The sequence below is a fragment of the Paraburkholderia haematera genome (genome assembly GCF_905220975.1).
GTDB lineage: Bacteria > Pseudomonadota > Gammaproteobacteria > Burkholderiales > Burkholderiaceae > Paraburkholderia > Paraburkholderia haematera.
Genome location: NZ_CAJNBK010000002.1, coordinates 424,043 through 449,250, shown reverse-complemented (window position 1 = coordinate 449,250; position 25,208 = coordinate 424,043). Strand labels below are relative to the sequence as shown.

The following is a 25,208-nucleotide window of genomic DNA, read 5'->3' as shown; positions in this document are numbered from 1 at the left end:
CAGCAGAACCTGACAGTTAGGCTTACGAATATTTACGTACATGACTTAGTTCCCTGCGAGGGTCGCTTTCGCGTTGCCAGAGCTTGATGGAACGGAGAGCGACGTATTGATCTTCTTCATCTTCGTTTGCCCGTTCGGACCTTGCGACTGGATGGTCTGGTCGAGTTGGATGACGATCGGCGACGCCATGCCGGTCGCCGTCGTTTGCCCTGCGGCTGCATCGCTCTTTTCCTGGTATTTGGCCGGGATCTTGGATGGAGGCAGGTCTACGATCCTGATGTCACTATCATTCAGCTTGTCCGCGCCAGAGCCGACCAGGTTCGCAGCCAGTTCCGCGCGCTGGCGAGCCTGCCCTAGCGCATCGGCGGGCCGCTCGTAGTCCTGGGACACGGCCCAGCCAGCTTGATCGGCGGTCTTCGAGCGGCGCAGGCTATCGCCAGCCGCCTTCTCGGAGTGCGTCAGTTCCCATTGCGTGAACTTGAGTTGCTCGTCCAGCGTTGAGCGATGAATGTCATGGCCGAAGACCTGCTTGAAATTCGCCTGCCGATCCATATGCCATTGGCCGATGCCGTAGGCGTTGCCGTTGTCACCGGACGCGGAGGCATCCATGCCGCTTTCGGTGTACTGGTTCGCTACCAAGCCTGCAGCCTGCTCCTGCGTATAGCCGAGGCTTTGGAAGTACGCCAGCGCCTTCTGGACGTTCTGGTCGCTATTCGCCGACAAGGAGGCGATATGCCCCTTCGTGCGACTCCACCAGCCACCGGCTCCTCCATTTGAACTATCCCCCGGCCTCGTGATCTTTCCGGCAATGCCAAGGTCCGCGACCACGTTGCCCGCCGCAGCCTGAGATGGGCCGACGAACATAGAGCCACCCTCCGTCGTCGGGTCCTGAATGCCTGCGCCGAACTTGTTCGCAATGGACAGGACGCCCTGCATGATCGACTGCGTGAACGGAATCAGCTTCTCGCCGATCTGCGTCTTCATGTCGGCGATGTTGGCGTCAATGGTGCGTTGAACCGAAGCGTCGTCGTCAGCCTGCCCCTTGCCAGCAAGCACGCGCACCAGTTCATTTTTGAACGTCTGAATGTCGCCGCTACCCTCTGCCTTGCTGAGCGCGCTACGGTCGGAGTCAGTCAGGTCACTACGCTTGCTGATATCGTTGTCGTAGAGAGACTTGAGGTCGCCAAACGATCCAGCCTGCGCAATAGAAGAGACTGAGGCAACGCTGCCCTCATGGAGATCCTTCAGGTCAACGCCAGCATTCTTGAGCGTATTCATCAGGCCGTTGTGGTCCGAATCGCTCATGCCCACAAACTTGGCCGTATCCGCGTACGACTGGAGATGCCAATAGTTCTTTTGGGCGTCAATTTCCATCAGCGGATTGCCCTTGTAGTCGCTATCAAGCTGAGAGTTGATAACGCTAAAGTTCGTCCCGGCAGGACCCTTGCTCATAGATTCCCAGCCGCGCATGCCGCGGGAGTACATGTACGACGCGATGTTGCGGTCGTCCAGCCCATTCCCGAACAGGCCTCCCTCAGAGCGGATGCGGGCGCGGATCGGGTCAAGGTTGCCGAACGCACGCATCGTGAGGTTCTGAGCGGCCTCTGAGCCACCCATGTGTTCCATAGCGCTATTCGCCGTCCCGAGAATGGACGATGCGTGGTCCGCCGTCATCCCGTCGGTCCCGAGCAGGGACGAATATGCATTGCCAAGACGGTTGAGATCGACTGAGCCGCCGTTAAACCGGGCCTGCGCTCCAGCGAAGCCCATCATCGCCTGCATGACCTCGCTAGGCAGCGCCTTGCCTTGCGTGTTGACGATGGCCTCGGCGAGTTGCGCAGCCAGGTCCTTGTTGTTTTGACGCGCGTTGAGTCGCTGCATCCCCGACACAAAGTTGACGCCCTGGCTAGGGTCCAAGCCATACGCGCGACCGATCGCGCCACCCGAGCGCGTTGCCTCGGCCAGTTCGCCCGGCGTGCGGTACGCGCCACCGCTCGCCTCGTTTGCCTGCGATTCGAGCTTCAGGAACTCCGTGCCCGCGACACCGATGCCGAGCCCGAACAACTTCGATTCATCGGTAAGCTGCTTGAACGAGATCCCGAGGTCACCCATTGAGCGCTTGAGGCGGTCTGCCGACTCGTTCTGCTGCTTCGCGAGGTCGATACCCTCAGACGCGAACTGCATGGCCGCACCGATGGCCTGCGTGACGCCAGCCAACGCAGCACCAATGGGACCGCCCGCGATGCCAGCAGTGAGGATGCTGCCCGCGCCGCCACCGATGCCGCCACCGATTGCGAGCGCCGCCGCAGTGCCCATGTTTTGAGGGCGACGACGCCACCATGAGCCACCGTTCGCACCGCCGCCACCTGGGCCGCCACCACCGCCGCCAGCGCCACCAGACCCGCCACCGCGCGGCGCGCGAGGAGCGCCACCACCACCACCGGGGCCAGCACCGCCGCTACCCGCGCCACCACCGGGAGGCGTAGGCGGCACGATGTTGCCGCGGTCATCGACCTCGTTCGCGAGCGTAGGGTCGAGCGCCGTGCCGCGCACCGAATGAAGGAACGCACGGTCGCGCATACGCTGCGCTGCTGCAGGGTTCGTAGAGAGCTTCGAGAAATCGACTTGCGAGATATGCGCGCCGCCCTGCCCGGTCGCCTTCAGGGCATTGCGAAGCTGCGAGGAGAGAGCGAGCGCCTGCTGAAACTGCTTGTTGATCAGAGCGAGGTCGCGCTCCATCAACTTAACGCCGACTGGTTCGAATTTCAGTTTTTGATTTTGGGCAACCGCCGAACCCATTTTATTCATGGCCGCCGTGATCTTGTTGATCGCGTTCGCTACACCGTCGGCGTTTGCGCCAACGCCAATTTTCACTTCGCTCAAAATGCACCCCTGAATTTATTACCCGATAGCTTGATTGGACCGTCACGTCCGAGGGCGCGGACCGATGAAAAAAGCCGCTCGAAAGCGGCCTTTAGGCTGGGGAGCGAGCACCTTAGGCGGCCAGCTTGGCGTCCACAATGACTGCGTGGGCGTCGTCAAGCGTCGTGCGCGTCACTGACAGCACTACGCCCTTCAGGGTCTCGTCGCCGTCCACAATCATGATCGTGTCGCCGAGGTTGAAACAGCCGTGAATACCATCGTCATTTTTAAACGTTACGCTGAAGCCGCCGTCGTTCGTTTGCACGGTCGCATTACCGCTTTGCACGTCGTAGAAAGGCGCGGTATGTTGCACAGAAATCTTCATAGTTAAATCCTTGAAATTCGGTTTGAGCGAGCCGCGCGAGGCGCCCCGCGATTCGCTGTTAGACGGTCAGAACGACGAACGCAGGGGCAGCAGGCAATTCGGCGCCGTTGTCCGTGTCGAGAACCGTCTCCCGGTACGCCACCAGTTCCTTAAACTGCGATTGGGACAACTTCGTGGTGATACCGGCAGCGGCTTGCGCCAGATAGCGCTCCACCAACGGGCGCGTATCTTCGAGGACTTGCGCGCGGGTCTGGAATGATGCTGCAGTCATATCAAAACTCCAAAGAGTGGGTATGGTTGGGCCGCACGAAGCCGCCCGAGACGGTGTTAGGCGGACTACTCTGCCCGCTGCTGTTCGGCTGCGCGAACGGCGGCGACTTCCTCGATGGAAATCTCGAAGTGGTGCGCAATATCTGCATCGCTCACACCACTAAGACGCACCGCTTCGGCAAGATGGTCTACTGCTTGATTGGGTTGGTTCATGGCAAAACTCTCAATGCTGGGTATGGATTGAGCCGCCGCTCAGGACGGCCCGCGATTCGGGTTAGAAACGAGGCTTCGTTCCCTGGCTAACCACATCTTGAAGCGCAAGAGAGGGCCTGTAGAAGTCGTGCACGCTACATGTCCTGCGCGAGCCCGGGCTACGAGGGGGGTCTGTTTCGACATGAATGTCGTAGCATTTTGCGATGGTTTCGAGAAACTCCTGTTCGAGCGACTTAACGCGCTTCAGTAGCTCCGCTGCCGCAGCATTAAGACTCATCCCACGGTAGAGCTGATGGCGCTCATTAACAGCATCAGTCCGCGCGGCTTCGAGGTTGTGGATGTAGTCGCTCAGTTCAGTAGCCACAATCTCACTCTCCTCGCGACGAGCGCCGGCCTCAGCTTCATGCTCCGCGGCCTTAGCGCGGCTGACCTCAGCATTGAGGTTCGCAAGCAGGAGCGCAGACTGTTCGATCAGACCCTGAAGGTCCTTCGCGTCTTCGTTGGCCTGCGCCACGCGCATCGCACCGACCTCCTCGCTGATCTTCTTGTCGCGCACGTCGCGGAAGGCTTCCGCACCGCGTGCTTCCGCTTCGGTCTTCCGGATGAGCCGCTTGTTGTGTTCAACGTGAGCGGCTTCGGCACGTTCTGCGACCGTCGCGAGGTTCGCTCGCGCGCTCGCGAGAATTTCCTGGGCGTGAGTAGGTTTGGACATCTTCAAAACTCCTATGTATCGTGTACGGGTTAAGCGTGAGATGAGGAGCGTACGCCGGGGGTCGGCCGGGCCGGAATCGCATAGCGGGTCGCGAGGACGGCAAGGCGGTTATCGCGGGCGTCGGCGAGCGTCTGCGCAGCATTGACGATCCGCTTGTGCTCCGCTTCCTTCACAGCCCGTTGGGCCGCTTCCTGTACTGCTTGCTTTGTTGCTTGCTCGCTGGCAGTGGCATCATCGAGCTTCTGCTGCTCTGCTTCGAGATCGCGCAGGAATGAGCGCAGCTTGTCCGTGCGGTCGCCCTTGATCAGCGCGTTATTGAGCGATGCGCGGGTTTCTTCGATCTTCGACTTCAGGTCTGCTGCCATGTCGATCGCCTCCTGGCGAATGGGTTTGGTGGTCTTGCTCATTTGGCACCTTGCTTTACGCGGTGGAGAACGTCAGCCGGGATAATGCGGTTCCCGTTGATACAGCGCTCGACGGTTTGGGCGTCGTGGGACGACAGCTTGCCCGCGGCGATGCCCCGCGAGGCCATCTGCATAGCGTCCTGAGCGCTCGGCATCACGCGTACGATCATGCGGACTTTGCGCTCGCTCATTTTTCGAGCCCCAGCTTGCCGATGATCGCCTCGTCCGGATCTTTGCCCATGTTGCAGGCGTATTCGAGATGCATGGCTTCGGCCGCCGTGATCTTGCCCGCGTTCAGAGCGTTGCTCGCAGCCTTCAGCAGTTCGCCGTTCGTCGGCTTGCGCTTCTGCAGCGACTGCGTGCGCAACGCGTCGCCACCGGTCAGCGTCGCGCTATCCGAGTTGTACGTCGCTTCGAGTGAAGTCGAGCCCACAGGAGCATCGGACTTCAGCAGCGGATTGGTCACGCCGAGCGTCTTGGCGGCCTTGTCGAACGCCGGAGCGAGCGCCTTCAGCATCGCGCCGTCGGTCGGCGTCTGCGCAGCGGTCGGACCTGCCTTCAGCGTCTTCATGATTGCGTGCTGGTCGAGCCCATCGTTGAACCGGACGACCTCACGCGGGCCGCTTGCCACCGGCAGCGCCTTAGCCATCGTTTCTTCAGCCTTGGCGTTATTCAGTTCTTTGAGCAGCCCAGCAAAGCCGTCCCGGCTTGCGGTCTTCTTCAATTTCGACCTCCGTTTCTTGACCGCTTCGGCAGCGTCGTCGGCTTCACTCGTTGAAATTGCACCGATCACCTTCGCCGGGTCCGACGGGGCCGTTACCGACGTCGTTGAGTCGTCAATCACCTTCTTGGGATTGGCCGGGCCGTGGGTCACTACGCCATCGACGCTGCGCATCAGCGCGAGCCTATGTTCTTCAGCCATGGTTACCGCTCCTGTTTCGATGCGAGCCACGCCAAAACGGCGATGCGGCTGTACTTCACAATCTTGCTTCCCAGCTTGAACGCCGCGGGGAAGTCCGGTTCTTGGGCGAGGCGAAACGCCGTCGTGCGCCCCACCGCCAACAGAGTCGCGACCTCTGCGATTCCAATGAGGTCCGCCCCCTGCCCTTCGGTTACTTGGTCCACATCAGGGCCTCCATTCATTCGGGTTGATTCGGACAGTTCAAAGTTGATCTAGTGATCGAATGTTGGCGTCACGAGTTTTTTTGCGCCGTGTAGTTCGTATCAGTTCGCCATGGTTCGCACTGTAGCGGCGGCCACAGCCGCCCACGCCGAGCGGAGTCGGAATGGAGTCGCAGGAATCACCAAGATTCGCAGGATGTGCAATGGATTCTTTGTGGCGGCGAGCGCGCACGAAACTAGCACGATGGATAACGCGCCAGCGGAACTATCAGACCGCGAATAGTTGCGCACGCACCTATCGAAACCCATTGGTGTACCGATGATTCTGGCCCCTTCGCAGGATGGAGTAGTGACGACGAAATAGAGCCCATCGACACACGAATCAGCGGGCGACAAAATGGCACTCCCACACAAGACGGCACGGCAGGACCCGGTCACGCGCGGCGGCGGCATCTCTATCGTGGCGATGACGCTTGGCGATGTTGTCTTGCGCCAGCATCCGGAGTTTCCACAGCTTGAGTCGCGCTTCACCTGTAAGACGCTCGCCGCCGAGATCACGCCGAGCGCCTGCAAAGCTAACTTCCAGAATCGCCACTGCATGAGTTGCCAAGGCTGCCGCGTTGGCGCATTCAATGCGGGAGTAAAAGCACGCACAAAGCTGGAGATCATCAACGACAAGACCGCAGACCGGCATACCCGCAGCGAGGCTTCAAGGGGTCTTCACTGCGTCCGTTGCGGCCGGTCATCCGCGTCAAGCGACTTCGTTGGGAACATGCGCCTCGTGCGGTCGAATACCTGCTGCGTGTCCTGTTACAACCGCGAGCGCGAGGTCAAGATCGGTGAGAACAGCAAGGGAGCGAAGCCTGTTCTACATTGTGGTCTGCGTCCGACTACGCTGGTCATCAAGAACGCCGACGGCAAGCGCAAGACGGTCGATATCGGCATGAGCACAGGCCCTAGCGAAGCGCGCCGCCACGCTGAACGCCGTCAGTTCGAACTGCTTGAGATCTGGATCGACGGCGCGCGTGGCGAGAATGCCCCTGATCTGCTGCCCGAGGACCTGCGCAAGCAAGCAGCCGAGCGCGCCGCCATCGTGCGCGCCGAGCGTAAGAAGAAGCCTCTCCGCATAGCGAACGACCGCGAGGCAGCCGAGACTGAAGACAAGCCACTCAAGCCGCGCAAATCGTGGCTCCCGCCGATGACGCCCGAACAAGCCGCCGATTACGAGGCATCGTTCGAGGACGACGAGCCGGTCATCACCGCGCCGGCCGACGCGGTTGAGCCGCCGTGCGCCGACGAGTCTATCCCGCTGCAGAGCGACGACGACATTCTCGTGCTCGACGCATGGGCCGCCTTAGAACTCAATCCCGAACTCGGACTGGCTCCCTTTATCAATTGGCTCACCGAGGACTGGCCGGAGTCTCACGCCGCAGGCATGAAGGCCACGCCCGCGACTGAGAGCGATAACCTCGCCGCCTACAGCGCGGCCGATGGCGACCTCACGTGGGCAGGCAAGACCATCGCGCACTGGTCCGAGTCCACTGGCATGTCCGTTGATGTGCTGGCGGCAAACATGGTCCGCACCGGTTCGCCGTTCGCAGAGCAGCGCACCGCGATTCGCCCGCCTCCTGTAGCGCCCGTAGCGCCGTCCGAGCCGGTTGCCGATGCCAACGCGCAGCCCGAGATCATCGAGCCGGTTGTGCAGGCCGCAGCGCAGCCACAGCGGTCTAAGAAGTGGCTGGCGAAGCAGGCCGCACGCGCGGAACGCGAAGCACGTAAGGCAGCCGCCGAGAAGAACCGCGTACGCCTGCCGCAGACCAAGGCAACGCAGGGCGCTATTACGGCGCGAGGGATGGCGCTGGTCGCGCAGTTTCTCAACCACAAGATCCAACTGACCTGAAACACGGCTTGCGGTCGTGAGGCGGAAATAGCCATACACACCCTGAGGACCCCTCACCATGAACACGTTGCCTTTCGCGGTCACCATGAACGTTACCCACTCCGAGCGCGGCACAAGCATCAGGCCGATCGTCCTCGCGTCGCACTTCGAGCCCGGCATGGTTGCGGCCATCAAGCGCCACACGGCGACGTTTTGCCGCCCCGTCATGGGCTGCGAGGATGTTGGCGGCGCTTCGACGTTTGCCCGCGCGCTCGCCATCCTGACGTACAGCCGTGAAGCCACCGGAGCCGCAGCATGAGTGCGCCCACTGGCATCCGGGTCGGCACCGCCCACCATCACCCCGACCACGCACTGCACGCGGTCGCCGTGGGCGTGTACGCGCCGGCGCTGTTCGACGCTCACACCATCGCATGGCTGCGCGCCGAGAGCCGTAGGTATCGTCTCGATCAGGACGACGCGGACAGCATTCGCTTCGCCCGCATCCTTTCTGGCTTCCGCTTCAGTCGCAACGCGTAACCCATCAGTCTAGCTTTACACACACCAAGGCCGCACGGGCATTGCCTCTGCGGCGTTTCTTCATTTGCATTGCTGTTCGTGACGGCATAGTTACCCTTATCCAATCTAACCGGACAAGGTAAAGATATGAGTTGCGTAGCACTCCTTTTCGACGGCGAGACTCTTGAGCAAATCGCCGAGCGCACCGGCATCAGCTATGCCGCCCTGTTCGCGCGGTATCAGCAGCACGGTCATCCGCTCCCGCCGCACCTTGGCGAGGATACGCGCGCAAACCGCTATGACCTCACCGGCAAAACGTTCGAGCGACTGAAGGCTATCAGCAGGGACGGTGTCAACACGCATGGCCGCGTGTACTACCAATGCCAATGCGAGTGCGGCAAGACAAAGCGGGTTCGCGCCCACTCATTAATGAGCGGCCAAGCCAAGTCATGCGGATGCCTGCGGGCAGAGTTGCGCGAAGCGGCAGCCGGGCAGGAACCCAAGAAGACGGGCCGCCCCGCCAGGACGTTCGATGGGCTCACCATCGTGCAATGGGCTGAGCGCACCGGCCTGAGCATTGGCGCACTGAAGGCTCGCGTACTGGATCACGGTCACCCTATGCCTGCGCACCTTACGCCCGAAGCCATCGCCGTGCGCAAGCGGGCCGCAGAAAAGGCGAAGCAGCCGAAGCCACAGAAGCAGCCCGCGGACCTCACCGGGCGCGTTTTCGGCAGGCTCACCGTCACCGCGCGAGAGGGCAAGCGCGAAGGCAACGGCCGGAACGTCTTCTGGATCTGCTCGTGCTCGTGCGGGAGCGGCAAGGTCGTGCGGGCCGACAGCCTGACTCAGGGACAGACAACGTCGTGCGGTTGCGTCCATAAAGAACTCTCGGCGGCGCGAATGGCGAAGGGTATCCGGCGCGGAACCGGCAAGCACGCCGAGGGGACTGCAGCATGATCACCAACACCCAGCAGACCACGCCACCGATCTACAAGGCCGCAGAGAACCTTGCCGCGATGCAGGCAGAGGCGATGCGCCGTCTTTGGGAGAACGGCCATTTTCGCCCCGTGGAGCAGGTCAAGTCATGAGGGCGATCGATCTATCCGGGTGCACGTTTGGACGCCTTACCGTACTGGCGCGGGATGGCAGCGACGCGAAGCGCCAAGCCAAATGGCTATGCCAATGCCAATGCGGCACCATCAAGACGATTGCGGGCGCAAGCCTGAAGAAAGGAACCACGAAGGCCTGCGGATGTCTGCATGTCGAACGGACTCGCGCAATGGGGCTGGCGAATGCCGACAAGCTATACGACGGGCTAACTCTTCACGAGCACTCCAAGCGCAGCGGCGTCCCATACAGCACACTCACAGCGCGCGTGCGGAAGCACAGCCATCCATTTCCCGCTCACATTGCACCAGAGGCCCATGCAGAGCAGGCAAAGCAGCGCGAGAGTATGCGCGGCCAGAATATTGATGGTTTCCGCGCATGGCTCGGCAAGGGCACGCAATGATGACGATCGAACTCACCGGCCGGGTCTTCGGCAGGTTCACGGTATTAGCTCGCGACGGTAGCGAGGGCGGCAAAGCGGCGTGGCGCGTCCAATGCTCATGCGGCACGGTCAGGCGCGTCGCTGGCGTCAGCCTGCGCAACGGCGTTTCAACCTCGTGCGGATGCTCGAAGAAAGAGGCCGGGTACATGCCAAAGGGTTCCGGGGAGCGCATCGAAGACCTGACGATTGCCGAGCACGCTGAGCGCAGCGGCTTGTCCCTGAGCGCGGTCTATCGGAACCTGCGCAAGTATGGACATCCAACACCGGATGACGCGACCAAGGCCGCAGTGCTGTGCGCCGAGGAGAATGAATTGCGCGTGTTCGAGCAGGACCGCGAGAACAACCGAAGGGCACCATCTAAGAGGCTCGGGCGAGCCGCGAACACGCACAGGCAAACCAACACACTGCCTGCCCGCGCGGTTGCTGAAGATGGCGCCAACGACGCGTACGTTGCCGAATGGATGGCTCGGGCCAGCGAGCAGCGAATCAAGCCGATTCAGGCTATCGAACCTAAGCCGGTACGCGCAGAAGTTGCGCCGGTACACGAGCAGCCCGTCGAGGAACCCGACGGCCATGACGTGCTGTGGCGCGGCATGACGCTCGCCGAATGGTCGCACCTGAGTGGCGAAACTGTACGGATGCTCTTTATACGCCTGCTCACCACCGGCAACCCCTTTTCCGAGCAGGACAAGTCATGAGCATCGCACACGAGCGCAGCCGAGGTTTGCGCGACTGGAGCGACCAGCGCTGGCGTAGCCTCGTTGCGCTGAGCTACGTCTGCCACGGCAAGGATGGAGCCCGCTGGCGTTTCCAATGCGACTGCGGCCACCGCGGCGCGTACTACCTCCGGCAGGTCCAGCGCGGCGAGCGGACCACGTGCGGATGCGACACGAAGCCAGCACCAGCTACGGCATGGCCTTTCCCGAGGGTCCTAGGTAGCGACGGCAGGCCAGTCTCATCCGTCCACCGCGCGGCACTTCTGGCCCAGGCAGCATGAGCACCACACCAACACGCCCCTGAGCAGTCGGCAGATATAGCGCACGGAAGGGCGGGTGATGGTTTCCTGCTTCTACCGTTTAGCGAAACCGCGCAGCACCCATGAACCTGCTAAGCCGAAAAGAAGTAGTATCACTGGAGGACCGAGCACGAGCAGTGCATCGCGTGGTACGGGTTCGTAAAATCGCTTGGAGGCTTCTTCAGCAAAGTGCCGATGAAGCTTGTCAGCTATCTGCTTCGCGCTGAGGTTCTTGGGGACGCCGATAATCTGCTCCCCATTCGCATCGTTGAGCGTTAATGTGCCATCGCTGGCCTCGTGGGCGTTAATGTCCAAGCGGGGATCTTGACCGACGATCTTGGCGTCGCACTTCCAATGCATCCAAGGCTTATCGGTGTTCTTGGAATCGTCATAGCCAAGGCAGTCAAGTTGGTCCTGCACGTTCTTTTGAATGTCAGCCGCGCTCGGCGGTCCCGGAAGGGCTTCGGTGAAGTAGTGGGGAATAACCACTGAGTAGATTGAAGCTGCGAGCCAAAGCACCGTGACCATGGCCCATAGTCGCATTAGGCCACGTCCCCACTGAATTTCTTTAAGCATGGTCCGTTCTTAGTTGTATTTGTAGAGTGTCAGAATTTTGGGATGTACTAGAAGTACCCAGGAAAAGAGCATTTGAGTATCAAATCACCAAACGAGCCAACAACAGAACCAAGGATGACTAGGATAAAACCATGAACTTGAGCCTGTGCATCACCAATACTGAATGCAATTTGATTGAAGAACTGCGGGTTTACTTGATTTGTTCCGGGAAAGGTTGGCGAGGAGTTTGAGAGATCTTTACGGCGGTTGATGCCTTCGCGTAACGTATAACGCATGCTCATCCATACGCCGGTGCCAATGATGAAGTTTCCCGCTCGTGTGAAGTTGTTGGCGTCCTTGCTTAAGAAGGCTGCGACGAGGCCGGCAATTAGTAAGAGCACGGCGATCGGGTAAAGATATCGTCTGTCCGTAACTACAAATGACCAATGCCTATTCATGCGTCAGTTCCCTGGAGAGAAGCGCCCTAGTTGCAGCGGCTGTAGCGTACCGCTGGCGCCGATCTAAGCACTATGCCACGGACTGCAGAGGGCAGCCTGACTTCAAATTGCCAGCAATAGAGCCTGCCGCGTCGAGAGTCTGTTCACGACCGATCCTTGCCTGTTGGCGACCGTCGGGCCGAGACCCAACGGGCCGATCATATCAGTGCTGGCCGCCCCGATGCTCGCGTCCGTAAAGGCTATCTGGTGAACAGGTCGAAGTCGCGCAGCGCGATCTTCCGTGGCAGCGCGAGCCCCTGCTGAAAGTTGCGGTTCGTCGGGAACATGCCGAAGGCGTAGTAATCGAGCATCTTCGTCCCCGTGATCGTGTACTGCACCCCGGCAGGCGGCTCGCCGCCATTCGACCACACCAGCGTCCCGTCCGCATTGACCGTCGGGATGCCGCCCTCCACTACTCCCGTTCCGTCGGGAGTCAACCAGAATACGCGCGTCACGCCGATGACCGACGTGGTCGTCCATAGCCGCTCAAGCGGGTCGCCGCTCGTCAGGACGAGGCTGAATACCTGCTGCGTGTTCAGAGCCGTCACACGGTCGAATTGGCCCATTGCGTAGATCGGCGAGGCGGACGGGATCGTAATGACGAGATCGCCCTGCTCGTACACACCGAACTGCGCCCATTCGCGCTGTGCGCGCTGCCCGGCGATACCGGCCACGCCATTGACCGGCGCAGCGTACTGACGCCCATTGCCGAGGCAAAGCGGGCATGATGGATTCGCCGCACCCGAGTGCGGATCGACGCACGGGCACGCGAACGACTGATACCAGGCGTATTGCTGGCCGATGTTGCCGTTCGGGCCAAGGAACTGATTGAAGGCCTGCGGACTGAATTGCATGCTTACCCCAGCGCCTGCGAGTTGATGCCGTGGATGGACGTGTAAAGGCCACCGTTCGAACCCTTCGGCCCAAAGAGATCCACGCTAATCTGGTCCTGCCACGCCTGGTAATTGAAACTGTTCGACTGCGACAGGCCATCCGCCGAGATCGACGCGGATGCGGGCAGATATGCCATCTTCATGATCTTGCCGATAGCCATCCGCTTGACGAGGTCAACAAGGTCATCCCAGTGCTCAGCGAAGCTCGTCGCGACCTGCCCATCGGCGTTGATCAGGCCGCACGTGTAGCGCACGCCAACAGCCTGCGGATACGTCACCGCGCCGCCCATCGCCACGAGTGCGAACGCGCCGACCGGCGAAACCTGAGCCGCCGTGGTGGGCACAAGCTGCATGTCGCCGTACTTACGGTCAATCCGAATCCACTCGAACGGGACGACGTAATTCATGAGGAACGGCGCCGGAAATGCGATGGTCACCGACTGGACCTGGAGTACCGGCTTGTACGGCAGCCGCATGAGGCCCCAGCGCTCACCTTCGAACATGGCCGGATCGTAGTCGAACGCGCCGATCGTGCGGTAGCGAGTCTCGGCGGCTTCGAGCGCGTCAATCTCCGACTGCAGCGCGGTATCCGGAATGATCTGCACGGCGCTGAAGAAGGTCTTGAGCAGGCGCTCAGCCTCAGTCTCGGCTGCAACCAGCTTGTCCCAAATCATCGCGTCCGTGAGGACCGCATAATTGATGTATTGCGCGGGCCCCATCAGCAACTGCGCTCGGAGATCGAGTACTGCAGCTACTTGGTTGGGGAACAGCGCGGTAGCGGTTTGCGATGCCATGATGAGAGTGCCTGTAAGTAGAGCTCTCAGCATCGCGTCACGATGACCTAGCGGCCGTTGCGCGGCAACCTCCGGCCAAGAAAAATCCCTAGCAATTCGCTTGAACAACAATGTCCGTGGATTAATCTTCTTAAGTGGCATCGGTTTGCTATTGTCTGACCAATAACACGGAGAAAAATATGACAGTCGATACGCGAGATGAAGAAGACTATTCGAGATATTGGAACTCCCGTACGTTCAACGAATTTAGTTCACCGCACATCGTTGCGTGGAAGCTCGCTCGGTCGGCTATTGAACACGAGAACTCGCTAGTGAATCATCGGATGACTTGGTTTCTACTAAGTCAAGCTTTTCTGTTCTCGGCGTTCGTTGGGGTGTTCATTGGACCGAAAGATCCTGCGTCAGAGTTTGAACCGCTACGTCCCTACCTGCTCATCGCGGTTGGCTTATTCGCAGCGTACGTCTGCCTAGTAACCAACGACGGCCTCCAACGCGCGTTCGTCGCGTTGGAGGGTATAACGACGAACTACAATTCTCTTATCGATCAATACGGCGACGACCCTATCGTCCCGCGAGCCCTTCACTATTGGATAAAGCCAACGTTGATCCACCAACAAAAGCTTCCAGTTGCAACCCTGCTGCTGTGGATCGCACTTCTTGCGACGTGCGGCGCATATTCCAGCAGCGCCTTGCGGGCGATCTTCAGCAATTTTGGTATCAAAGGGGCGCTGATACTCCTGGCAACGGTGGTCCTGATTACACTCGGCTTCCTCTTGGGTAGTCATTTCTCCCGACATCCGCACCGACCTTAGCCGTGACCGGATTAGGAACGCACTCTGCAGCGTTCCAATATTGATGACCCGCACAGCCGACAATGCGACGTATCCACGCGACTAAGAAACGACCGTTGTTTGACTGCAAGCGATGCTAAAACATCTACGCTGATGCGCGGGCGAGTGGCAGCAGATGTGCCGCCCTGAGACAGATGACGCCGCGATATCGCCGTGCGCTCGCATGCTCCGCGCGACCCGGCAGACGATCGTGCGGGCGCGAAATGCCGAGATCGTCGTCTGATCCAAGCTCGCGGCTTATAGGCTTTTCTGACGTTCCGCGCGCAGCTTCATTAGCTTGAGCAGCACGGCCGTGGCCTGTTCCTTCTGCTCGGCCGTAATGTGCGGCGGCAGCGAGTCGAGCTTCTCTTGCCATGCCAGCCACGCTTCCCGTACGAATTCTGACGGTGCGGAGTTCAGGGCGGCGATCTGATCGGAGTTCATGCCGAGACGATACCGTGAAACAGCCCGCTCAGGTGGACGCTATCACGCATAGCGTGAGGAGTCCGATGCAAATTAGCGAATCCTGCTTTTCGGCGAGCGACGCATCGCAGAAATCCGCTCAGGCGCACCCATTCCCGAGCACGGATTTCCGGAACGGCACCACGCGGAACCCCGGGAATTGATTGCGCCGCTTTGCAGACCTCTCGATGGTTTGCAGCCATGCACGCGTCGCGTCGTAGTCGCTGCGCATGGATGCGACGGCCTGCTCAACGATGGCCTCAGGCGCTCCACCCGCGCGCAGTTCAAGCTCCAAGGCAGCGATACCACGCTCGAACAGGTCGGCAGCGCTCATAGTCGATAGATCAGTCATTCGTCGGCACCGGTTCGAGAAAGCCATGGCGCAGCAACTCCATGTCGGGCTCCACGAGCCCGGCAGACCTAACGCCAGAATTGGCGTTTGCGCCTGCGCCGAGGATCGCGGCCAGTTCGGCGGCGAGCAGGCGATCGGTTGCGGCGACGTCAGGATCTGCACTCATGCGTGCGTCAGCGGCATCGTGGAGCGCCTGCAGCGGGTTCTGCACGATCACCATCAGCACCGGCACCAGCGGGCCGTGCGGAGCCACCACCGGCCGCGCGCGGTGCTTCTCGTCTTCACGGTCGGCAATCATCGCGTCGAACGCATCACGGGCGCGTCGTGCTTGAGCTTTAGACATTCGGAAGCTCCCTGCTTTCAACATCTACCACATTGCCCTCACACGTTCCCTGCAGCGACAGATTGGCGACCTCTGCGAGACTGTGCGCCTCCACCTCCCGAGAGCCAGCCGCAGGCGTACGGTTACTATCCGATCCGATCCGAAAGCCCGGGATCATATGCACGATGATCCTGGCTGGCATCGGCCGCACCGGAGCGCCGGCAAACTCCGACAGGTCCAGCCTGACCTTGGCAATCTCTTTCTCCATTTCCGCGTCGTGCATCGCCACCATTGAGCGCACGTTTCGCTCCACAGCCAGCGCCAGCGCCGGGCCCGCGTCCGTGGATGCGTTCTTGATGGCGTTGTACAGCTTCTGTTTCACCGCGGAAAGCTCTTTCGACTGTGTCGCGTTGATCTGCCGCTGGCGTACCACGATGGCCGCGCGCACGAAATCCTCTCGCTCAAACAAGTCCAGACCATCCGGAATCTTGATCTCGTCATACGTCGGCGCCGAACGATTCGCCATCGCGTCAGCAGCGGCGGCATCCACTTGCCGAGCCGCTTCCGACTCCGATGCCGCAGGACTTGCCGGCGACGCCACACTAGACGGCCGAGAATCGTCTAGGACCGGCGCTCGTTTGGGGCCCTGACGGGCATTTTCTGTAAGTTTCGAATTTGCCTCTGGACCCGGCTTATTCGAAGACTCGGCGACACCGATACGCTTCTGCCATCCAGCCCTTTTTGCTTCTTGCCCTACGAGTGCCTTACTAATCAATAGCTTACGCGCAATGTCGGCGTAAGACACCGTTGCGGAGCCTTCCCACTCTTTGCGGGCTCCAGCCCACTCCTCGGGGGTAACTTTTGCCTTAGCCATGGCTGGCCTCACTGTTCAGGTTCATGCCTTCAGGATGCAATCACGAACCTGAACTAGACGGCGAACTAGACGCGGCTAGACGGCATCCGGCGAGGCGAATTGTGGCAAATGCGCAGGCGACGAATGCGTGTCGAACAGGGATGGGGCGCGAGGAAACGGGTCACGCTTAGGCTGGCAGGTATCGGCGAATGCCGTGGCACCGGGAGCGGAGCGCGGGCCCCTTGTGGGGATTCTCCTCAGACTGAGGAAAAGAAAAGCCCCGCTATAGGTTCCGGCCTATGCGGGGCTGCGTACCAGATTGCGGCTGGCTCACGTCGCAAGCACTCTGCTCGGCTCCGGAACGCCTGAAGAGGTCGGGATAGGGCGATCATCAAACCCTTCGCGACTGCCAAGTCCTGCGATGCGCCCGATGTTCTATGCTGCCATGTCGGCGCGCTGCACGGCGATGCTACCCAAGTATCGCCATTACAGGATGCCGTCACGATCAGAGCGGGAGTTCGGCTTGCCGGTCGTCCGTATCCGCATCCTCGGCGGCGATCAGCGTCATGTCGTGGGCGTAGTTCAAGGCGTTGACGAAAAGCGGGCACGCCCGCGCAATGACACCCGCAGGCAGATTCCGCTGCGCGAACAGCTTGCTCTGCACGGGATCGAACACGGCGGCCTTCAGACCCGGATGCGCGGCAATCTCAGCGCACACCTGAATGTCGAATATCTCACCGTAGGCGGCGACGACCTGCTCGCTCACTGCAATCGTGGGGATTTCCCGTCGTTGACGGAAAAGCAGCGCGGCGATCTTATCCGAGTTCACGTCAGCGGCGCTGAGTGAGCTCATTGCTGAGCCTCGACGTTTCGAAGCGCGCGGCCTACCGCGTACTCATCGTCGCCGAATTCGCCCAGCACACGTACATCCTTCCCGGCCGCGCTCACTATGACCTCTGGATTCCACGACCCGCGACCGGACATGTAGCGATGCTTTTGCACCACAAGATCGCCCACGTATTTCCCGTGGCGCACCACCGCGAAGCCGTTGCCGTCGGTAACGAACCGTTGACCGCCGTGCAGGGGAACGGCGTGTATAGCGCCAGCGACCGCCCATGCAGGCGTTTCGAAGTAAAGCGTCGCGCCGTCAACCGAGAATGTCAGCGAGCGGATGCCTGACAGTTCCGCCGTCGGGTCATTTGAGTGCGCCGCCGAAACGATCTTCGTCACATGGTGATCGGCGAGCCGCATCACATACACGTCAGCCAGCGGCCCGCTCTGAGGGTCACCTGATTCAGCCTGCTCGCCTTGGCGCAGCCGCGTGAACGCAACCAGCCTGCCGTCAGGAGAAAGGACTGGGCTCGCATCGGCACCGGTATCAGTCAGGACCGTGCGCTCGCCAGTCGCGGACGCGTACACGATATTTCCCCACTGAACGCCAACGGATTGAGCGTGCGCCGATGCAGCGGCGAGCGCGACCAGTGCGGCGAGGATGGTCTTTTTCATGGTCTTCCCTCCTTTTGATGGCGCGATTGTGGCGTGGAATCTTAACGTTTACAACGGTTTCTTTGGGGCTACCCGCAGCGCGCGCCAGATGTCGTGCCCTTCGCCGACGCCAGCATAGAACGCATCGGCCTGCACTGTGCCAATCGCGTACGGCCGCGGCAACTTGACGCCGTTGATGCGGAGTTCCAGAAGCGCGCGCACGCCGGCCTTGTATTCGGCGCTGCGCGGGTCGCGGCCCGGCGAGAACGTCTTTTGCATGATGTCGTCAACGTTCTTCATACCCGATCCCATCCGCGCGGCCGGCGCACGGGATGTGCTCGGAAATTCGGGCGCGGCTTCGTCCGGTACATCGGGATTTCCTGCAACTCCTCCAGCACCGCGTGGACCTCATGGTAGGCATGCAAAAGGTGCGAATCTTCGACGCTCCCCTTAACATTGAAATAATCGATTGCCAGAAGGCGCTCGGCTATGACCGTCGCCACCGTCTGACGCGGCAGGAACGCCCTGTATCGATAGTCGCGGGCCTCAAGCTCCAACACCGGCACGTCGGCACCAAAGATCTGCTGCAGGTCACCAGTACGGCGCGCGCGCACGACCAGCAGGTTAGGATCGCGGTCGCTCGCGATGACGCTGATAAAGCTATCGTTAAAAAGTAGCCACATTTGAAAACCTCTTACTTGAACGATTTAAGATCGCGGGAGCGGCGAGCGATGAACTCGCAATGCTCCTGAGTCGGCTCCAGCGGCCGGATTGTCGGAAAGCGGATACGCAGGACCACGACCACCGTAAAAACGATCGACAGGACGCCGAGGTAGGCCAGCAGCAGGTATGAGTACGCATCCACCAGTAACCTCGTTGCGTCTTGTTGATCTTTGTCGGCGTTGCCGGGTTAGTGGGCGGCGCGAGCCAGGATCGGGCCAGCGAGCGCGACCATGACAACCAGGCCACTGCAGGCAGCAATGAGGCCACCGAGCCAGTAAGCGGCCAGCTCTACGGCGGCATCTTTCGTGACGTACCCAAACATGGCAAAACCCCTTAGTTCCTGTGGACTACTGATAGAGTTAGCCGCGGACGCCTGCTCGCGGCGATACGACTGGTTAGGCTAGAGCCTTTTCGTGCTCGGCTATCACCTCACCGGACCAATCACCGGAGAGCACGCGAATCGCGGCGAAAATCGAATTGGATGCTGCCAGCGCGCGGTCCACCAGCCCGAGTGCGTCATCCAGGCCGATGTCGCTGCCATCCTTAGCGTGGTCAAGACAGGCGGCATGCGCGTCGCGGATGGTGCTGAGCCCGACGGCGGCGAGCAGCGCAACGTCAGACTCTCGGCGCTCCTCGGCGAGCATTTCAAGCGACGTGAAGGTGCCAGCGGACAGCGCGAACTGAGCCATCGCTTGGTCAAGCTGTTCCGGGCGCGTCTGTGTCGGTACGGCGGCGAGGTGCAAAACGTTGGTTTCGGTTTGAGCTTTCATAATGTTGTGGATGCCTAAATGTATTAAGTGGACTGTTTTCAGCGACTGGACGACTGGTTAGATCTGAGCGGGTTTGAACACGACGGCCGCGCCGTTTGCGACTAGCTCGGCGGCCTTCTCCTCGCGCTGCGCTTCGGTTTCGAACGACAGCGAGCAAGCCACGCCACCGATCCTGTACTTGATCGAGAACGGGCGCTCGACGGGCTGGGCGACGGGTTTTACGTACTGCAGGACCCTTGCTATTTGCATCGATGTCTCCGGGTTGGTTCGTTGCTGCTGTGACCGAACTATAGTACGATGTATCTACGCAATCAAGTGATTTCGTAGATACATTTTCACTAGAGGAAACACCCATGGCTGAAAAGAGGCCACCAAATGACCGCGACCAAGGCAGGAAGCCCGTCAGCCCGACAGGCGAGGTAATGAAGGCGCGGCCGATCCGCATGACGGATGCCGAATGGGTCAAGTGCAAAGCGCTAGGCGGTGCAGCCTGGGTCCGCGAACGCATCCGGCTTGCAAAGCCACCCCTAGACGAGTGATGCAACACGGCACACAAACACGGGAGGTGCGCCGTCGGATGGATTGCATGATGGTCATTCCTTTGTAGCGTGGTTCAGAGGGGCTAACGAATCATCGTTACCCCCCATCCCGCCGTGGCGCTTAGAACGGGATTTCTGATTCGTCGCGCGCGATGTCGAGGAACGCCTCGCGGTCCTTCAGGATCGGATCGCCGTTGTCGTAGCGCATGGCGAGCGCGTCGCGCATTGAGACGGTCCCGGCAATGATCGCGTCCCACAGTTCGGACTGGCGCTTGCGGTCAGCGGGCGAGCGCGGGTCTACATATTTCTCGCGCTTCGGCGCACCGTGCAGGCAGTTGTGGCAGGCCGTCTTGAGGCGAGCCTGGGCCTTCTTCACTTCGTTTTTCGCGACCAGGTAGGCATCCCATTCCTTCGTCGTATAGGCGCGGAACGCCGGATCTTTGTGGTCCACGCGCTCCAGCCCGTTAAATTCCTTGAACTGCTCGGCCATGATGATCGCGCTGTTGTATGCGCAATTAGCGGTACGCTCCAGCGCGTACAGGTCCAGCGCGCGCTTCGCGACCTCGGCCTCATCCCATGCGCGGGTTGCCGTGCGGCGTGTGGCGGCCTTTTTCTTCAGCGGCACCACGTTGCTACCTGCGGCGCGTTGCGCGGCAATGTCTGTGTCCATTTCCGCAATGTCATTCGTCCAATCGTTGGATTGCTTGCGCATGATATATCCCTAAACTTCAGTAGTCCTTCGGTTCAATTCTGCGCCGACCTGCTCGGCGTGGGTCCTGCTTACTGCTGCTTGTTCTTCGCGAGAAACTCGATGATCGCCGCACGCACCAGTTCGGGCACGCCGCGGCCATCTCTCTCGCTAAGAGCCTTCAATGGCTCAAGGATCGGCTTCGGCAAAATCAGGTTCAGGCGTTGTGGTTGCTGCATGATCTACTCCGGTTGTTTGCGGCGCCCCACCGTTGGCGCCGCCGCGCATAAGTTACTCAGTCGCCTTGGAGGCTTCCTTCGCTGCGCGCCGCTCGACCGCTTCGCGCGCGGCGCTCTCTACCTCCTCATCCACGTCGCCATCCTTGGGCGCATGCTTTGCGCGGTATGTGTCGCGATCAAGGTTGTACTCCGCCCACTCACGCGCCAGCCACGTGACGCCCTTTGCCGTGATTTTGGCGGTCGTGTAGGCGCGGTTTGTGTCGTGATCGACGCCAGTCTTCACCTTGAAGCGCTTCAGGTGGCGATGCTGCGCCCGCGGAACAAGCGCACCTTCAAGGCGGTACATGCAACGCAGCGCGTTCACCATGAAGTCCGTGAAGTCGCGCTCGTTCTCAATATCGAGCGCCTGGCAAGTGCTGCGCACGCCGAGCAGGCCATCAGCATCGACGTACCTCTTCACGAACTCCACATCGTTAGCTTGTTCCGCTACTGCCAGCCGAAGCTGGTTGCGTTCCGTCTCTGCGACCGCACGACCACGAAACTGCTGCGCCCACGCTTCAGCCGCGGCGGCCGGGTCCTCAAAGTTTGGAAGCGGGGCGACCGGGCGCGGTGGCTGCGCAGCTTTCATGCGGCGCAACTCCTCACGCATAAGCGTGAACGCGTCCACGAGGCGAACCTGCCCGGCGCGCGACTTCACGCCGCCGATAAACGGCATCGCGATCAGAGCGCCGCGCTCAGTCAGTTCAATGCACGGCTGTTTGCGACTGCGTCCATCGACATACTCAATCTCCCTGAAATCGGGGAGATTAAGCGTCTTGTCTGCGATCAGCGAACGCAGACTATCCATGACCTTGTCGTGGCGGCGCCCGAACTCCTCGTGCATCGTCACCGAGTCTGTGACGATCCTGCCATCGGCGCGCACACGAACCAGACCAGCATCAGCTTCGAGCGGCGCCATCAAGCTATCCGGCGAACCGGCACGAACATTTGAAACTTGATTCACGTCAAAACTCCCAGTTGTCTGAGTCGTGAAAACACCATTGACTTGTCGTTTGGTGCGTTCACGATTCCGTGTACTTCAGTAATCGGGTGGGCCGCGACCACCGCCGCCTTCCCTCCTCACCTCCAGCTACTGGGTTTCCTCGGTACTACGTTGATTCGGCCGTTTCATGTTCGGCCAGGTTCAGCCCCATTGCTGCACCGTTAGATCATTGTGTCATCACGACCATCGCTGTGACACGCGAATGACGCTTGACACACCCCGCACGTCCCGCACTTCCCCCGGTACATCAAGTGATTTAGACCTGCTCAGCACACCGAATAAGTGAGGGTCGTCGATCTACATGCGGCCCAAACCCACATGTACGCTCCGGCTGTTCGCCGCCCTCCTCGCGATCACTGAGCGAGCCTTGGCCGACTGCGGGCTGTACTCTGTGAAGTCTGGAATCTTGACGCCGCCGCCAGCATCTTCAAGCCAGCCACACGACCACAGCGCCTCTGCGAATCCCGTGACGCCCACCTTGCGGTCAATCGCCTTGCGCGACATGCCCGGCAGGAAGCCGTCCACGCTATGAGCGTCCGCAGTCGCCCAAAGCCAGAACAGGCCGCCGATGATTGACGCCTCGCCGCAGTCGCACAGGTCAGCCATGGCGGACACCCGTGGGTCATCCCACAGGTTGGTCCTCATGCGAATCCAGTCCGTTGCTGCCATGGCTAGAATGCCTCGCCAGCGTGCTTCCGCTGCTGCACCTCAAGCGCTGCGCGGTATTGCTCACCCTTCTCGTGATCGCGCGCCACCGGCTTGATTTCCCCTTCGCGAACCATGGCGTCGATCGTCGGAGCCAAGTAATCGAGCAGTTCGTCAAAGCGGCCATCGAAGTACTGCACCACTGGCTCGGGCGAGCGCTGGTTTTCCACTTCGACGGCAATGCGCTCACCGGCCTCGCCGAGCTTCCAGTACGGCTTGACCTTGCTCGGGTCCTTCCCGCTCGCACGGAACGCCTTGACGAGCACACCGGCAGCATGCATAACGCGATTCATGTCCGCGGGCTTCGTTTCGATTCCACGCATCCGGAGCACGTGCGTGAGGGCGTATGTCGGTTCGGTCGTCATCTCAATTCCCATGATTAGCACGGCAGGCCCGCCAGCTTGGCGAATTCGTCCAGAACATCCTGCAGGAGCGCATGCGTTTCCAGCGGCATTTCGGCACCGCGAGCGATGCACTCAGCGTTCACGCGTTGGTACATGGCGAGTGCCCGGTACGAATCGCCGAGGATTGCGCACTCGTCGGCGGCCGCACCAACAGACCGCGCGAAGTCATCCTCGGATGTGCCGCATACGGAACTCATGATCTGTCCAATGCGATCGGTCACTGCGGATTTCTTCGCGTGGATGATCAGGAAAATATCTGCTTTCAAGGCAAAACTCCTTCGGTTTGAAAATCCGTGTCCGAAAATTTGCGGACAGAATCCGGACAAAAAGCGCCGAGTCAGGAACGATCCATGGACAAACCACGGATTAGCTATGGCCTAGCGATAGCTGAGCCATAGCTTTGCTTCGGCTTGCTTTGGTTATCCCAAAGGTTATCCAAAGGTTAACCATCCCCCTAACCACGCCTCAACCATGTCCTTATCCAAACCATGCTAGGCCCTTGTTCGGCCGCCATTCCGGCCTAGCAGACACTGCTCCATCACTCAGCACCGCCAACGCGATTCCCGCCCGTACGACTCCTAATCGACGCCCTGCGAGGCAAACCGATTAAAACGCCCCACGAGCCGCTGGCGATACCCGCCGCGTTGCCAAGGTACTCACCGAGTCACCCCATCGTCATCACGGGGCTGTGTGCAAACCAGCATCGATTCTGGAACTCACTCGCTGCCCTGCAAATCACATACACACAATCGAACGCCAGTTCGATGCCCACCCGGCGAGGGTCAGCAAGCGCTCTCCGCGCGCACGCGTATCCACCCTGTAGAAACGCTAGTGGACCACCAAGGCAGTAGGCGCTCGCCGCGCGGGCGTCGCGCGACTAGCGTCGCACGACCGTTCACATTCTTAGAACCACAGGTTTTTTTCTCTCTCCCTCTCACTGTCCCTATCCCTATCCCTCTCCCTATCCCTCTCTCTTGGATCGGGACATTGAGGCGACAGGGCCGGGACGTCCCAGGGGACAACACACCATGTCACCCGGGACAATTCCTCCTGTCGCCAGAGACATCGCAGGGACATCACGTGTCACCCGGGACAATTGCATATGTCACCCGGGAAAACCAAGGGACAGCGCAGGGACACCCACCGCGCAAATTTTGTGCTCCTAGCATGTCCCCTGGCTGTCCCCCGGGACATCCAGCTTCTGTCCCTGGGGACATCCTTGGGACATCCAATCTTCGAACGACGGGCGCGGGACGTTCGTCTTATGGCGCTCGTTGTGCTTTTTGATGCGGGCACATTCGGTATTCCAGCGCTGCTTAAACTTCCCTTGCCAGGCAGAAATAGCCTTCTCTGCTACGACAGGATGGTAGAGGCGGCCATCCGAGCACTTGACCCAGCCGCGCATCGCTCCATCCTTTACAGCCTTCCATCCTTCAGTGTCGCGACCGTAGCCAATGAGATTCGCAAGCACGCGATCATCGTCAGGCAGCGACGCAGCCGGGACTTGATGCCACGCAGCGCACCAAAGCAACACTGCAGCGCGGAACTCGTCACCAGTAGAGAGCGCAGCAAGGTCGCTATCACGCAGGCGCAAGGCATCAAGCGGAAAGAATTGAAAATCGCGAAGGTCGCAATCGAACGGCGTCAGCGGCTCGGGCGTGCAGTTGAGAGATTCCATTACTCACCGCCCCCGATATCGTTAATGGTCCACGCCTGCGCCTCTCGGTAGCCACAGACCACAATGCCACCCCCTACTTCGGCGATAAGCCCGACAGCCAGGAGGGCGCCGCCAAGGCCGGGAACGTCCACGATTGCATCCACGCTCTGTGCGTCCATGCCGCGCACGATGCCGTCGTCAACGGCCTGGTCTGCCGCCGCCATCCACAGCGTCAAAATGCAGTGGAATACCTTACCGACATGCACCCCGAGGCGCTCACTGACGCCGAGCACGCGACCGTCACGGGCGAGCCCGACGGGGAAATTGATACACGTGCGGGCCATTACATACCTCCCGCCGTACCGCTACCTAATTCTGAGAACATGGCAACTCCTTTGCCGTTAGTAGTGCTTACATCAGACCGTTGAGCGGGACCGTGGAACGCAAAAAGCCCCGGAACTTTCTTTGGTT

General features: G+C 60.4%; 40 protein-coding genes. 8 read left to right on the top strand and 32 right to left on the bottom strand.

Annotation, left to right across the window (positions count from 1 at the left end; all coding sequences use genetic code 11):
* Positions 1–45 precede the first annotated feature (45 nt).
* The 9 genes from KHO23_RS35370 to KHO23_RS06405 form a co-directional block, all read right to left on the bottom strand.
* Entirely contained in the window at positions 46–2,874 is a 2,829-nt protein-coding gene (locus tag KHO23_RS35370) for a phage tail tip lysozyme (protein ID WP_268963874.1), read from the bottom strand.
* 121 nt (positions 2,875–2,995) lie between these two features.
* Positions 2,996–3,247 carry a hypothetical protein gene (locus KHO23_RS06440; protein ID WP_211610193.1) on the bottom strand — a complete coding sequence of 84 codons (252 nt, stop codon included), beginning with the start codon at positions 3,245–3,247 and terminating at the stop codon, positions 2,996–2,998.
* A gap of 58 nt (positions 3,248–3,305) precedes the next feature.
* Positions 3,306–3,518: a hypothetical protein gene (locus KHO23_RS06435; protein WP_211610192.1), complete on the bottom strand. Its 213-nt coding sequence runs from the start codon at positions 3,516–3,518 to the stop codon at positions 3,306–3,308.
* Positions 3,519–3,583: 65 nt separating this feature from the next.
* Positions 3,584–3,730 carry a hypothetical protein gene (locus KHO23_RS06430; RefSeq protein WP_211610191.1) on the bottom strand — a complete coding sequence of 49 codons (147 nt, stop codon included), beginning with the start codon at positions 3,728–3,730 and terminating at the stop codon, positions 3,584–3,586.
* 61 nt (positions 3,731–3,791) lie between these two features.
* A complete protein-coding gene (locus KHO23_RS06425; RefSeq protein WP_211610190.1) occupies positions 3,792–4,442 on the bottom strand; it encodes a hypothetical protein in 651 nt (216 codons plus the stop codon).
* A 29-nt stretch (positions 4,443–4,471) separates the two neighbouring features.
* Positions 4,472–4,849 (bottom strand): hypothetical protein, encoded by a 378-nt coding sequence (locus tag KHO23_RS06420; protein WP_211610189.1) that lies wholly within the window; start codon positions 4,847–4,849, stop codon positions 4,472–4,474.
* A complete protein-coding gene (locus KHO23_RS06415; RefSeq protein ID WP_211610188.1) occupies positions 4,846–5,037 on the bottom strand; it encodes a hypothetical protein in 192 nt (63 codons plus the stop codon). Before KHO23_RS06415 ends, KHO23_RS06420 begins: the two co-directional genes overlap by 4 nt.
* The gene (locus KHO23_RS06410) at positions 5,034–5,768 is read right to left on the bottom strand and encodes a hypothetical protein (RefSeq protein ID WP_211610187.1); all 735 of its coding nucleotides are present in this window, start codon (positions 5,766–5,768) and stop codon (positions 5,034–5,036) included. Before KHO23_RS06410 ends, KHO23_RS06415 begins: the two co-directional genes overlap by 4 nt.
* Positions 5,769–5,770: 2 nt before the next feature.
* Positions 5,771–5,971, bottom strand: coding sequence for a helix-turn-helix transcriptional regulator (locus tag KHO23_RS06405; RefSeq protein WP_211610186.1), 201 nt, complete (start codon positions 5,969–5,971; stop codon positions 5,771–5,773).
* A gap of 394 nt (positions 5,972–6,365) precedes the next feature.
* Between KHO23_RS06405 and KHO23_RS06400 the strand changes: the two genes are divergently transcribed.
* The 7 genes from KHO23_RS06400 to KHO23_RS06375 all read left to right on the top strand — a co-directional run bounded on the left by KHO23_RS06400 (position 6,366) and on the right by KHO23_RS06375 (position 10,610).
* A complete protein-coding gene (locus tag KHO23_RS06400; protein ID WP_211610185.1) occupies positions 6,366–7,868 on the top strand; it encodes a hypothetical protein in 1,503 nt (500 codons plus the stop codon).
* A 58-nt stretch (positions 7,869–7,926) separates the two neighbouring features.
* On the top strand, positions 7,927–8,166 hold the full coding sequence (locus KHO23_RS06395) for a hypothetical protein (protein ID WP_211610184.1): 240 nt from the start codon (positions 7,927–7,929) through the stop codon (positions 8,164–8,166).
* Positions 8,163–8,384: a hypothetical protein gene (locus tag KHO23_RS06390; protein WP_211610183.1), complete on the top strand. Its 222-nt coding sequence runs from the start codon at positions 8,163–8,165 to the stop codon at positions 8,382–8,384. Before KHO23_RS06395 ends, KHO23_RS06390 begins: the two co-directional genes overlap by 4 nt.
* Before the next feature lie 126 nt (positions 8,385–8,510).
* Positions 8,511–9,320, top strand: a complete 810-nt coding sequence (locus KHO23_RS06385) for a hypothetical protein (RefSeq protein WP_211610182.1) — start codon at positions 8,511–8,513, stop codon at positions 9,318–9,320.
* A complete protein-coding gene (locus KHO23_RS35365) occupies positions 9,317–9,451 on the top strand; it encodes a hypothetical protein (protein ID WP_268963873.1) in 135 nt (44 codons plus the stop codon). The genes KHO23_RS06385 and KHO23_RS35365 overlap by 4 nt, the downstream gene beginning before the upstream one ends.
* The gene (locus tag KHO23_RS06380) at positions 9,448–9,873 is read left to right on the top strand and encodes a hypothetical protein (protein WP_211610181.1); all 426 of its coding nucleotides are present in this window, start codon (positions 9,448–9,450) and stop codon (positions 9,871–9,873) included. Before KHO23_RS35365 ends, KHO23_RS06380 begins: the two co-directional genes overlap by 4 nt.
* Positions 9,870–10,610, top strand: coding sequence for a hypothetical protein (locus tag KHO23_RS06375; protein WP_211610180.1), 741 nt, complete (start codon positions 9,870–9,872; stop codon positions 10,608–10,610). Before KHO23_RS06380 ends, KHO23_RS06375 begins: the two co-directional genes overlap by 4 nt.
* A gap of 371 nt (positions 10,611–10,981) precedes the next feature.
* Here the strand turns inward: KHO23_RS06375 and KHO23_RS06370 are convergent, their stop codons facing one another.
* The 4 genes from KHO23_RS06370 to KHO23_RS06355 form a co-directional block, all read right to left on the bottom strand.
* Complete coding sequence (locus KHO23_RS06370) at positions 10,982–11,503, bottom strand: hypothetical protein (RefSeq protein WP_211610179.1); 522 nt, start codon at positions 11,501–11,503, stop codon at positions 10,982–10,984.
* A 47-nt stretch (positions 11,504–11,550) separates the two neighbouring features.
* Complete coding sequence (locus tag KHO23_RS06365; protein ID WP_211610178.1) at positions 11,551–11,940, bottom strand: hypothetical protein; 390 nt, start codon at positions 11,938–11,940, stop codon at positions 11,551–11,553.
* Between the two features lie 239 nt (positions 11,941–12,179).
* The gene (locus KHO23_RS06360; protein ID WP_211610177.1) at positions 12,180–12,833 is read right to left on the bottom strand and encodes a hypothetical protein; all 654 of its coding nucleotides are present in this window, start codon (positions 12,831–12,833) and stop codon (positions 12,180–12,182) included.
* Between the two features lie 2 nt (positions 12,834–12,835).
* Positions 12,836–13,666, bottom strand: a complete 831-nt coding sequence (locus KHO23_RS06355) for a hypothetical protein (RefSeq protein WP_211610176.1) — start codon at positions 13,664–13,666, stop codon at positions 12,836–12,838.
* 179 nt (positions 13,667–13,845) lie between these two features.
* Between KHO23_RS06355 and KHO23_RS06350 the strand changes: the two genes are divergently transcribed.
* Entirely contained in the window at positions 13,846–14,478 is a 633-nt protein-coding gene (locus tag KHO23_RS06350; RefSeq protein WP_211610175.1) for a hypothetical protein, read from the top strand.
* 276 nt (positions 14,479–14,754) lie between these two features.
* On the opposite strand, the gene KHO23_RS06345 is transcribed toward KHO23_RS06350, so the two are convergent.
* The 19 genes from KHO23_RS06345 to KHO23_RS06255 form a co-directional block, all read right to left on the bottom strand.
* Entirely contained in the window at positions 14,755–14,940 is a 186-nt protein-coding gene (locus KHO23_RS06345; protein WP_211610174.1) for a hypothetical protein, read from the bottom strand.
* Between the two features lie 118 nt (positions 14,941–15,058).
* Complete coding sequence (locus KHO23_RS06340; protein ID WP_211610173.1) at positions 15,059–15,310, bottom strand: hypothetical protein; 252 nt, start codon at positions 15,308–15,310, stop codon at positions 15,059–15,061.
* Positions 15,303–15,653, bottom strand: coding sequence for a hypothetical protein (locus tag KHO23_RS06335; protein ID WP_211610172.1), 351 nt, complete (start codon positions 15,651–15,653; stop codon positions 15,303–15,305). Before KHO23_RS06335 ends, KHO23_RS06340 begins: the two co-directional genes overlap by 8 nt.
* On the bottom strand, positions 15,646–16,182 hold the full coding sequence (locus KHO23_RS06330; RefSeq protein WP_211610171.1) for a hypothetical protein: 537 nt from the start codon (positions 16,180–16,182) through the stop codon (positions 15,646–15,648). The genes KHO23_RS06335 and KHO23_RS06330 overlap by 8 nt, the downstream gene beginning before the upstream one ends.
* A gap of 808 nt (positions 16,183–16,990) precedes the next feature.
* Entirely contained in the window at positions 16,991–17,338 is a 348-nt protein-coding gene (locus KHO23_RS06325; RefSeq protein ID WP_211610170.1) for a hypothetical protein, read from the bottom strand.
* Positions 17,335–17,991, bottom strand: a complete 657-nt coding sequence (locus tag KHO23_RS06320) for a TolB family protein (protein WP_211610169.1) — start codon at positions 17,989–17,991, stop codon at positions 17,335–17,337. Before KHO23_RS06320 ends, KHO23_RS06325 begins: the two co-directional genes overlap by 4 nt.
* A 48-nt stretch (positions 17,992–18,039) precedes the next feature.
* Positions 18,040–18,270 (bottom strand): hypothetical protein, encoded by a 231-nt coding sequence (locus KHO23_RS06315; protein WP_211610168.1) that lies wholly within the window; start codon positions 18,268–18,270, stop codon positions 18,040–18,042.
* Positions 18,267–18,653, bottom strand: coding sequence for a hypothetical protein (locus KHO23_RS06310; protein ID WP_211610167.1), 387 nt, complete (start codon positions 18,651–18,653; stop codon positions 18,267–18,269). The genes KHO23_RS06315 and KHO23_RS06310 overlap by 4 nt, the downstream gene beginning before the upstream one ends.
* Positions 18,654–18,664: 11 nt before the next feature.
* Positions 18,665–18,835: a hypothetical protein gene (locus KHO23_RS06305; RefSeq protein WP_172314365.1), complete on the bottom strand. Its 171-nt coding sequence runs from the start codon at positions 18,833–18,835 to the stop codon at positions 18,665–18,667.
* 253 nt (positions 18,836–19,088) lie between these two features.
* Positions 19,089–19,463 carry a hypothetical protein gene (locus tag KHO23_RS06300; protein ID WP_211610166.1) on the bottom strand — a complete coding sequence of 125 codons (375 nt, stop codon included), beginning with the start codon at positions 19,461–19,463 and terminating at the stop codon, positions 19,089–19,091.
* 57 nt (positions 19,464–19,520) lie between these two features.
* Positions 19,521–19,712 carry a hypothetical protein gene (locus KHO23_RS06295; RefSeq protein WP_211610165.1) on the bottom strand — a complete coding sequence of 64 codons (192 nt, stop codon included), beginning with the start codon at positions 19,710–19,712 and terminating at the stop codon, positions 19,521–19,523.
* A gap of 411 nt (positions 19,713–20,123) precedes the next feature.
* Complete coding sequence (locus KHO23_RS06290) at positions 20,124–20,630, bottom strand: hypothetical protein (RefSeq protein WP_211610164.1); 507 nt, start codon at positions 20,628–20,630, stop codon at positions 20,124–20,126.
* Between the two features lie 152 nt (positions 20,631–20,782).
* Positions 20,783–20,929 carry a ribbon-helix-helix protein, CopG family gene (locus KHO23_RS06285; protein WP_211610163.1) on the bottom strand — a complete coding sequence of 49 codons (147 nt, stop codon included), beginning with the start codon at positions 20,927–20,929 and terminating at the stop codon, positions 20,783–20,785.
* A gap of 52 nt (positions 20,930–20,981) precedes the next feature.
* Positions 20,982–21,887, bottom strand: a complete 906-nt coding sequence (locus tag KHO23_RS06280; RefSeq protein WP_211610162.1) for a phage regulatory protein/antirepressor Ant — start codon at positions 21,885–21,887, stop codon at positions 20,982–20,984.
* A gap of 381 nt (positions 21,888–22,268) precedes the next feature.
* Complete coding sequence (locus KHO23_RS06275) at positions 22,269–22,640, bottom strand: hypothetical protein (protein WP_211610161.1); 372 nt, start codon at positions 22,638–22,640, stop codon at positions 22,269–22,271.
* Positions 22,641–22,642: 2 nt separating this feature from the next.
* Positions 22,643–22,969 (bottom strand): hypothetical protein, encoded by a 327-nt coding sequence (locus KHO23_RS06270; protein ID WP_211610160.1) that lies wholly within the window; start codon positions 22,967–22,969, stop codon positions 22,643–22,645.
* 86 nt (positions 22,970–23,055) lie between these two features.
* Complete coding sequence (locus KHO23_RS06265) at positions 23,056–23,346, bottom strand: hypothetical protein (RefSeq protein WP_211610159.1); 291 nt, start codon at positions 23,344–23,346, stop codon at positions 23,056–23,058.
* An 896-nt stretch (positions 23,347–24,242) separates the two neighbouring features.
* Entirely contained in the window at positions 24,243–24,758 is a 516-nt protein-coding gene (locus KHO23_RS06260) for a DUF1376 domain-containing protein (protein WP_211610158.1), read from the bottom strand.
* Positions 24,758–25,081 (bottom strand): hypothetical protein, encoded by a 324-nt coding sequence (locus tag KHO23_RS06255; protein ID WP_211610157.1) that lies wholly within the window; start codon positions 25,079–25,081, stop codon positions 24,758–24,760. The genes KHO23_RS06260 and KHO23_RS06255 overlap by 1 nt, the downstream gene beginning before the upstream one ends.
* Between the last annotated feature and the right edge of the window lie 127 nt (positions 25,082–25,208).

Coding starts and splice junctions, on each gene's coding strand:
- KHO23_RS06440 (WP_211610193.1), bottom strand. CDS start 3,247: ATGAAGATTTCTGTGCAACATACCGCGCCTTTCTACGACGTGCAAAGC.
- KHO23_RS06435 (WP_211610192.1), bottom strand. CDS start 3,518: ATGACTGCAGCATCATTCCAGACCCGCGCGCAAGTCCTCGAAGATACG.
- KHO23_RS06430 (WP_211610191.1), bottom strand. CDS start 3,730: ATGAACCAACCCAATCAAGCAGTAGACCATCTTGCCGAAGCGGTGCGT.
- KHO23_RS06425 (WP_211610190.1), bottom strand. CDS start 4,442: ATGTCCAAACCTACTCACGCCCAGGAAATTCTCGCGAGCGCGCGAGCG.
- KHO23_RS06420 (WP_211610189.1), bottom strand. CDS start 4,849: ATGAGCAAGACCACCAAACCCATTCGCCAGGAGGCGATCGACATGGCA.
- KHO23_RS06415 (WP_211610188.1), bottom strand. CDS start 5,037: ATGAGCGAGCGCAAAGTCCGCATGATCGTACGCGTGATGCCGAGCGCT.
- KHO23_RS06410 (WP_211610187.1), bottom strand. CDS start 5,768: ATGGCTGAAGAACATAGGCTCGCGCTGATGCGCAGCGTCGATGGCGTA.
- KHO23_RS06400 (WP_211610185.1), top strand. CDS start 6,366: ATGGCACTCCCACACAAGACGGCACGGCAGGACCCGGTCACGCGCGGC.
- KHO23_RS06395 (WP_211610184.1), top strand. CDS start 7,927: ATGAACACGTTGCCTTTCGCGGTCACCATGAACGTTACCCACTCCGAG.
- KHO23_RS06390 (WP_211610183.1), top strand. CDS start 8,163: ATGAGTGCGCCCACTGGCATCCGGGTCGGCACCGCCCACCATCACCCC.
- KHO23_RS06385 (WP_211610182.1), top strand. CDS start 8,511: ATGAGTTGCGTAGCACTCCTTTTCGACGGCGAGACTCTTGAGCAAATC.
- KHO23_RS35365 (WP_268963873.1), top strand. CDS start 9,317: ATGATCACCAACACCCAGCAGACCACGCCACCGATCTACAAGGCCGCA.
- KHO23_RS06380 (WP_211610181.1), top strand. CDS start 9,448: ATGAGGGCGATCGATCTATCCGGGTGCACGTTTGGACGCCTTACCGTA.
- KHO23_RS06375 (WP_211610180.1), top strand. CDS start 9,870: ATGATGACGATCGAACTCACCGGCCGGGTCTTCGGCAGGTTCACGGTA.
- KHO23_RS06370 (WP_211610179.1), bottom strand. CDS start 11,503: ATGCTTAAAGAAATTCAGTGGGGACGTGGCCTAATGCGACTATGGGCC.
- KHO23_RS06365 (WP_211610178.1), bottom strand. CDS start 11,940: ATGAATAGGCATTGGTCATTTGTAGTTACGGACAGACGATATCTTTAC.
- KHO23_RS06360 (WP_211610177.1), bottom strand. CDS start 12,833: ATGCAATTCAGTCCGCAGGCCTTCAATCAGTTCCTTGGCCCGAACGGC.
- KHO23_RS06355 (WP_211610176.1), bottom strand. CDS start 13,666: ATGGCATCGCAAACCGCTACCGCGCTGTTCCCCAACCAAGTAGCTGCA.
- KHO23_RS06350 (WP_211610175.1), top strand. CDS start 13,846: ATGACAGTCGATACGCGAGATGAAGAAGACTATTCGAGATATTGGAAC.
- KHO23_RS06345 (WP_211610174.1), bottom strand. CDS start 14,940: ATGAACTCCGATCAGATCGCCGCCCTGAACTCCGCACCGTCAGAATTC.
- KHO23_RS06340 (WP_211610173.1), bottom strand. CDS start 15,310: ATGACTGATCTATCGACTATGAGCGCTGCCGACCTGTTCGAGCGTGGT.
- KHO23_RS06335 (WP_211610172.1), bottom strand. CDS start 15,653: ATGTCTAAAGCTCAAGCACGACGCGCCCGTGATGCGTTCGACGCGATG.
- KHO23_RS06325 (WP_211610170.1), bottom strand. CDS start 17,338: ATGAGCTCACTCAGCGCCGCTGACGTGAACTCGGATAAGATCGCCGCG.
- KHO23_RS06320 (WP_211610169.1), bottom strand. CDS start 17,991: ATGAAAAAGACCATCCTCGCCGCACTGGTCGCGCTCGCCGCTGCATCG.
- KHO23_RS06315 (WP_211610168.1), bottom strand. CDS start 18,270: ATGAAGAACGTTGACGACATCATGCAAAAGACGTTCTCGCCGGGCCGC.
- KHO23_RS06310 (WP_211610167.1), bottom strand. CDS start 18,653: ATGTGGCTACTTTTTAACGATAGCTTTATCAGCGTCATCGCGAGCGAC.
- KHO23_RS06300 (WP_211610166.1), bottom strand. CDS start 19,463: ATGAAAGCTCAAACCGAAACCAACGTTTTGCACCTCGCCGCCGTACCG.
- KHO23_RS06295 (WP_211610165.1), bottom strand. CDS start 19,712: ATGCAAATAGCAAGGGTCCTGCAGTACGTAAAACCCGTCGCCCAGCCC.
- KHO23_RS06285 (WP_211610163.1), bottom strand. CDS start 20,929: ATGCAGCAACCACAACGCCTGAACCTGATTTTGCCGAAGCCGATCCTT.
- KHO23_RS06280 (WP_211610162.1), bottom strand. CDS start 21,887: ATGGCGCCGCTCGAAGCTGATGCTGGTCTGGTTCGTGTGCGCGCCGAT.
- KHO23_RS06275 (WP_211610161.1), bottom strand. CDS start 22,640: ATGGCAGCAACGGACTGGATTCGCATGAGGACCAACCTGTGGGATGAC.
- KHO23_RS06270 (WP_211610160.1), bottom strand. CDS start 22,969: ATGAATCGCGTTATGCATGCTGCCGGTGTGCTCGTCAAGGCGTTCCGT.
- KHO23_RS06260 (WP_211610158.1), bottom strand. CDS start 24,758: ATGGAATCTCTCAACTGCACGCCCGAGCCGCTGACGCCGTTCGATTGC.
- KHO23_RS06255 (WP_211610157.1), bottom strand. CDS start 25,081: ATGGCCCGCACGTGTATCAATTTCCCCGTCGGGCTCGCCCGTGACGGT.